This is a genomic window from Streptomyces albiflavescens (assembly GCF_014645835.1).
GTDB classification, from domain to species: Bacteria; Actinomycetota; Actinomycetes; order Streptomycetales; family Streptomycetaceae; genus Streptomyces; species Streptomyces albiflavescens.
The window spans coordinates 560-7,365 of record NZ_BMMM01000040.1 but is presented as its reverse complement, the minus strand read 5'-3'; the positions used below and the strand labels follow the sequence as shown (position 1 = coordinate 7,365).

Annotated in this window: 2 protein-coding genes; both read right to left on the bottom strand. The window is 72.8% G+C overall.

Features of this window, described 5'->3' with window-relative positions:
• On the bottom strand, positions 1-1,484 hold a 1,484-nt coding region (locus IEY95_RS48345), incomplete at its 3' end, for a condensation domain-containing protein (RefSeq protein WP_268240565.1).
• A partial coding sequence (locus tag IEY95_RS48335; RefSeq protein ID WP_229703879.1) for a non-ribosomal peptide synthetase occupies positions 1,478-6,806 on the bottom strand: 5,329 nt, incomplete at its 5' end. The genes IEY95_RS48345 and IEY95_RS48335, both read right to left, overlap by 7 nt.

The window sequence follows — 6,806 nt, the reverse complement described above, 5'->3', positions numbered from 1 at the left end:
CCCACCACCGCCACCGCATCCGGCGCCGAAACCACCCGCCCACGGATCAACTCCGGCACCGACACCGGTACTGGCACCCCACCGCGCACCTCGCCCACCCGTACACGCTCCGCGCCCTCCACCAACCCGACCCGTCCCACCACCACGGACGGATCAGCCACCACCCCCTCCAACACCCGCACGAGCAGTCCGCCCAGCGTTTCTCCCACCGCTGCGTCGATCTGGTCGGGTCGGTAGGTCACGCCCACCCGGAGGCGTTCGCCGGGGAAGATTCCCAGTGAGAGCGGGTAGTGCGTGGCCTGGCGTGACGTCACGGTGGTCACGGAGAGCGCGTCGGGGGCGAGCGCCTGGCCGGGCGGCAGCGGGTAGTTCTCGTACACGAGAAGGGTGTCGAAGGCCGCGCCGGGGCCGACGAGTTGCTGGAGTTCCGGCAGCCCGATGTGCTGGTGGGCCATCAGCGCGGACTGGCGGTTCTGCAACTCGCGGAGCATCTCCAGCACCGGCTGCGAGCCGTCGAGCCGTACGCGTACGGGCAGGGTGTTGATGAGCAGACCGATCATGGAGTCGGCGCCCGGGAGTTCCGGGGGGCGGCCCGCCACCGTCGCGCCGAACACCACGTCCGTCCGCCCGGCGAGGCGCGCCAGGACCAGCGCCCAGGCACCCTGCACCACCGTGTTCACCGTCAGACCCTGGGCGCGGGCCAGCTCGGTGAGGGCCGTGGTCGTCGCCTCGGAGAGATGCGCGGAAACCCTTTTCGGCTCTTCCGCATGCTCCGACGGCGCTGTCGCCCCCACCCGCGTCGGCTCCGCCACGTCGGCCAGCTCCGCCTGCCAGGCGGCTCGGGCGGCGTCCTTGTCCTGCCGGGCCAGCCACGCCAGGTACTCCCGGTAGGACGTCACGGGTGCGAGGCCGGACGCGTCCCCTCCGGCCGCGTAGACCTGGGCGAGTTCCTTGAGGAGGATGGGGGCCGACCAGCCGTCCATGAGGATGTGGTGGCTCGTCATCACCAGGCGGTGGCGCCGCTCGCCGAGCCGAATCAGGAGAAGCCGCAGCAGCGGGGGCTTCGCCGGGTCGATGCAGTGCGCGCGTTCGCCGGCGGCCAGTCGCTCCGCCTGCGCCGACGCTTCCTCCTCCGCCAGGTCCGAGACGTCCGCCTCGCTCCAGGGCAGGACGACCTCGCGGGTGATCATCTGGACGGCCTCACCCGTCTTGCGCCGCTGGAAGCTCGCGCGCAGCGCGGCGTGCCGGGTCAGGAGCGCCTCCCAGGAGGCGCGGAACCGTGCCGGCACCAGGGGGCCGTCCACGGCCAGGACGTTCTGCACGGTGTAGACATCGGGTCCGCGGCCGTCGAAGTCCGCGTGGAACAGCAGCCCTTCCTGGAGCGGCGAGAGGGGCCAGACCTCCGCGAGTGCCGAGCCCTTCGCGGCCGTCGAGGACCCCTCGGCGCGGGCTGCTGCTTCGGCGGGGGTTGACGACGTCACCATGTCCGTCCTCCTTCGAGCTCTGCTGCTATCGCTTCGAACTGCTCGACCTCGTCCTGGGCGAGCTCGATGAGCGGGAAGTCGGACGGGGTGTGCCCGCCCGCCGCGGGGTGCGTGGTGTGTGCGGCCAGGCCCGCGAGCAGATCGAGCCAGAGGCGGCCGAGTCGGTCCGCGGCCGCGTCGTCGAGGACCGCGGGGTGCCAGGTGAGCGTGATGGTCAGTTCCGGGCCGTCGAGGGTGTCCCGTACGGCCGCGCTCGCTTCGAGAGCGTGCAGGGTGGGCATGGCCGGGTCGGCGGAGCCGCCGATCGCGTCCTGACCGGCCATCTGCCACGGTGCGAGGGCACCCTCGCGGCTTCCCGCGGGGAAGCGGCCCAGGTAGTTGAAGCCGATCTGCGGACCCGGCAGTGCGGCGAGCGCCGGGCCCGTCTCCGGGTTGAGGTGACGCAGCAGCCCGTAGCCGAGACCGTCGCCGGGCACTGCGCGTGCCTGCTCCTTGACAGCCTTCAGCAGCGTTCCCGCGGCGGGTCCGCCCTCCAGGGCTCGGGTCACGTCGATGGCGGCCAGATCGAGGCGGATCGGGTGCACGCTGGTGAACCAGCCCACCGTGCGCAGCAGATCCGCATCGCCGACCGGCTTGCGCCCGTGCCCCTCGACATCGAGAAGGATCGTTCCGTCGGAGACGGTCCGTTGGCGCGTACCCGCTCCGTCAGGGACAGGGCGACCGTGGATGGCCATTCCCTCAGAGACAGACCGCTGGCGCACGCCCAGGTCGGCGGTGCCGGACCGTCCGTCCACGACCGCATCGCCGACGCCGGGCCGCCGCCCCTCCACACCCCCAGCGTCGACGCCGGACCGCCCATGTACGACCGCACCGGCGAGCGTGGCGAGCAGTACCTCGTGCACGCCGCAGTGGAACAGCGCCGGGGTGCGGGCCGTCAGGGTGGCGGTCTGCTGCGGGGGCACGACCCACGAGCGGTGTCGTTCGGCCGCCGCGACGTCGCGCTCCGGATCCAACTCCCGTGCCCCGAGCGGAGGCTCACGGGTGTCGAGCACGCGGGTCCAGGCGTCCAGTTCCGCGACCCGGTGCCTCGCGGCCGCCTCCTGGGCGAGCAACCGCGACCACCGCCGGAAGGACGTGCCCACTGGGTCGAGTCGAGGCTGTCGTCCGGCCGCGACCGCTTCGCAGGCGGCCCGCAGGTCCGGTACGAGGATCCGCCAGGAGACGCCGTCGACCGCCAAGTGGTGTACGACGAGGGCCAGTCGGCCCACGCGTCCGGCGCCCGCGTCCACCCATGCCGCCTGGAGCATCACCCCGGACCTCGGTTCGAGGCGCAGGACCGCTTCCCGTGCGGCGCGGTCCGCCAGCTCCTCCAGGTCCTGGGCGCTCTCGCCCGTCGCGTCGATGCGGGTGATCAGGTCGGCAGCGTCGACCGAGCCGGGGCGGCCCACGACGAGCCGGGGCTCGGGCCCGTCCGCCTCGGTACGGGCCCGCAGCATGGCGTGTGCGTCCAGCAGCGCCCGCAGGCCCGCCGTCAAGGTGTCGGCGTCAAGACTCGGCGGTGTTCCGATCACGACCCACTGGGTGAATCCGGGGCCCATGGCTGCCCGCTCCCCCAGGGCCCGCATCACGGGCGTCCAGACGACCTCGCCCTCGTCCGCGCCGCCGTCCGCTCCGTACGGCGTCCTGTCACCGAGTCGGACGACCCGGGCGAGGGCGGCGGGTGACCTGTGCTCGAACACGTCCTGGGCACCGAAGAACGCCCCGGCCCGGCGCGCCCGGCTCACCAGTTGCATCGAGGTGATCGAGTCGCCGCCCAGCGCGAAGAAGTTGGCGTCGGCGCCGACGTGCTCCAGCCCGAGGACTTCGGCGAACATCGCGCAGAGGATCTCCTCGGCCGCACCCTGGGGCGCCCTGCCGGAGCTCAGTTCGGCGAAGTCGGGTGCGGGCAGGGCCGTGACGTCGACCTTCCCGTTGTGGGTGGCCGGCAGTGCATCGAGGGCGACGACGGCCGCGGGGACCATGTGGCCCGGCAGTTCCTTCGCCGCGTACGCCCGTACGAGCTCGGGGTCGACGCCGCCTGAGCCGCGCGGCACCACGTAGCCGACGAGGCGTCGTTCGCCCTGGCGGTCCTGCCTGAGGACGACGACGGCGCGGCCCACCTCGGGGTGCGCGGCGAGCGCCGCCTCGATCTCTCCCGGCTCCACCCGGAACCCGCGCACCTTCACCTGGGCGTCGGCCCGTCCCGCGTAGCGGAGTTCGCCGTCGTCCGTCCGGCGTGCCAGGTCGCCCGTGCGGTACATCCGCTGCCCGGCGGCGAACGGACAGGCCACGAAGCGCTGTGCCGTCAGGCCCGGCCGGCTCAGATAGCCGCGCGCCAGGCCCGCGCCGGACAGGTACAGCTCACCGACTACGCCCGGGGGCACCGGGTGCAGGAAGGCGTCCAGTACGTACGCCTCGGTGCCGGTGATGGGGCGGCCGATCGGCGGTGTCCCGGGGGCGCCGAGGGGGTGCCCGAGTGGGCGGCTCACTGTGGAAGCGACCGTCGCCTCGGTCACCCCGTACTCGCTGTACACCTCGCGGCCCGCTGTCCACTGCCCGCGCAGATCGTCCGGCAGGGGTTCACCCCCGACGATGAGCACCCGCAGCAACGGAAGTTCCTCCGGAGGGAGTTGGGCGAGGACGGTCGGGGTCATCGCGACATGGGTGACGCGCTCGGCGCGCATCAGCCGGACCAGGTCCTCGCCGCTCGCGTGGTGTTTCGTCGGCGGCCCGAGGACCAGTCGGCCGCCCGCGCACAGCACCGGCCAGATGTCCGCCATCGACACGTCGAAGCTCGGCGGGACCAGTTGCAGCACGGCGCTGTCGGCGCCGATCCGGTATCGCTCCACACGGTCGGCGACCAGGTTGCGCAGGCTCCCGTGCGGGACGACGGCACCCTTGGGGGTGCCCGTGGAACCCGAGGTGTAGATGACGTACGCCGCGTGGTCCGCGGTCAGCGGCCGTGTGTGCTCATGGTCCGTCACGGGGCCTTCGGCGCGGGTGGCCTCCACCTCGGCCGCCGCGGGGTCGTCCACGACCACGAGGCGACCGTTGAAGTCCGGTGGTACGGCGTCGCGGGCCGCACGCGTGCACACCAGGACCGGAGGTGCGACATCGCCGAGGACCAGACGCATCCGCGCCTCGGGAAGCCCCGGGTCGACGGGGACGTACACCCCGCCGGCCGTCGACACCGCGAGGAGAGCCATCACCAGCTCCGCCGACCGGTCGGCGACGACGGCCACCCGGGTCTCCGGGGCCACGCCCGCCCGCACGAGCCGGCGAGCCAGTCCGGCCGATTCAGCGACCAGTTCGCCGTACGTCAGCGTACGGGCGCCGTCCACCAACGCCACCGCGGTGGGTGTGGCGGCGGCCTGTCGGGCGAACAGCTCCGGCGCCAGAGCAGGCGACCGCGTCGGCTCCCCGGCGCGCACCCGACGCGCGTGTTCCCGTGCGGTGGTGACGGACTGTGCCGCGACATGTGCGCGTTCCGCCGCGCCGAGCACGTCAAGGCGTCCCACCGGCGCCGACGGATCCGCCGCCATCTGTTCGAGGACCCGGGTCAGCGATACCACCACCGACTCCCCCAGGGCCCGGTCGACCACGTCCGGCCGGCAGACGAGATGGCCGCGCAGCCGCTCGTCGGGCATCACGATCAGCGCCATCGGATAGTGACCCCGGTCCTGCGGGTCGCCGACAGTACGTACGCTCAGGGAGCCGGCGGATCCGGTCCTCCGAGGGTCGACGCCCTCCCTGACCGCGGGCGTACGAGGAAGGTTCTCGTACACCACGAGCGTGTCGAACTCTGCGCCCGCCCCGACGAGTTGGTGGATCTCGCGGAGCCCCAGATGCTGCCGGGCCATCAGCGCGACCTGCCGGTCCCGCAGGTCCGCCAGCATCCCGGCGACCGGCTGCTCCGCTGCCAGACTCACGCGTACCGGGAGCGTGTTGAGGAACAGACCGACCGCCGACTCGACCCCGGGAAGCTCCGCCGGCCGGCTCGCCACCGTGGCGCCGAACACCACGTCCGTGCGCCCCACGAGCCGGGCGAGAACCAGTGCCCAGGCACCCTGCACCACGGTGTTCACGGTCACGCCTTGCGAGCGCGCCAAGTCCGCCACCGCGCCCGTGAGTTCACCGGACAGCTCGAACGACACCGGCTCCGGAACCGCTTGCGTCCCGACTCCTTCGGGCGCCACCAGCGTGGGCTCCGCCACGCCGTCGAGTTCGGCCCGCCACGCCTCGCGCGCCGCGTCCTTGTCCTGCCGGGACAGCCACGCCAGGTACTCCGTGTACGACGTGACGGGTGCGAGCGCCGAGGCCTGGCCACCGGCCGCGTACACCTCGGACAACTCCGCGAAGACGACATCCGTGGACCAGCCGTCCACCAGAGCGTGATGGACGGTGACGACCTGGCGGGAGCGGTCCGCGCCCAGACGTATCAGCAGCAGCCGTAACAGCGGGGCGTCCCCGAGATCGAACCGCTCCATCCGCTCGGCATCGGCCAGCCGCGCCAGCTCGCCGGGTACGGCGTCCGACGCAAGCCCCGTGAGATCGGCCTCGCGCCAGCGCGGCTCCACGTAGGACGCGATGACCTGCACCGTCTCACCGGACGCGCGCTGGTGGAAGCTCCCGCGCAGTACCGGGTGCCGGGCGAGGAGCGCCTGCCACGACGCCCGCAACCGGTCCACGTCCAGCGGACCGTCGAGCGCCAGCATCCGCTGGCTCGCGTACACGTCGGGACCCCGCTCGTCGAACGTGGCGTGGAAAAGCAACCCCTCCTGGAGGGGTGACAGTGGCCAGACGTCCACCATGTTCGGCACCTGGTCCCGCAGATGCTCCGCGTCCTCCTCACCCAGATCCGCCAGGAGTGACCCGGCGCGACGGTCACCGGCCGGCCCCGCTTCCTCGCCGTGCCCGGCCACCGCGGCGAGGCGCGTCGGTGTCCTCTGCCGGAACACGTCCTCCGCTGTGAAGAACAGGCCCGCCCCACGCGCCCGGGACGCCACCTGCATCGACATGATCGAGTCGCCGCCGAGCTCGAAGAAACTGTCATCCGCACCTACGCGCTCCATCCCGAGCACCTCGGCGAACAGCTCACAGAGCGCGGCCTCGGCGTCGGTGCGCGGCGCCCGCCCGGTCACCTTGTCGGCAAAGTCAGGGGCGGGCAGAGCAGCCCGGTCGACCTTGCCGTTACGGGTGAGCGGCAGCTCGTCGAGAGTGAGGACGGCGGCGGGCACCATGTAGTCCGGAAGCGACTCGGCGAGATACGCACGGACCGACGAG